The following is a 259-nucleotide window of genomic DNA, read 5'->3' on the forward strand; positions in this document are numbered from 1 at the left end:
ATCCAATAGCCCTGTCGCGACATTGGTTCTACTTTGTTTATTGGTATTGAAATATATTACGTCCCCACTTGAGAGCGTCGGATCATCATAAGTTGCATCCTCGGTCGCTGCAGCCGTGATGTCTTCGTCTTTCAGGGAGGCGAGAGCCTGTGCGAGTTCATCGAGATAACTCTGCGTGGATTGGCTGTCAGGATCGCCGTTCAGCGCATCATGAATGTTATTGTAATGATGCGAGCTAAAACGAAGCGCGTAGCATGCA

Annotated in this window: 1 protein-coding gene; it reads right to left on the reverse strand. The window is 48.6% G+C overall.

What is annotated here, in order from left to right; genetic code table 11:
* On the reverse strand, nt 1-259 hold a 259-nt coding region (locus AF337_RS44045), incomplete at both ends, for a hypothetical protein (RefSeq protein ID WP_210168022.1).

The sequence above is a fragment of the Rhizobium ecuadorense genome, assembly GCF_001187535.1.
GTDB classification, from domain to species: Bacteria; Pseudomonadota; Alphaproteobacteria; order Rhizobiales; family Rhizobiaceae; genus Rhizobium; species Rhizobium ecuadorense.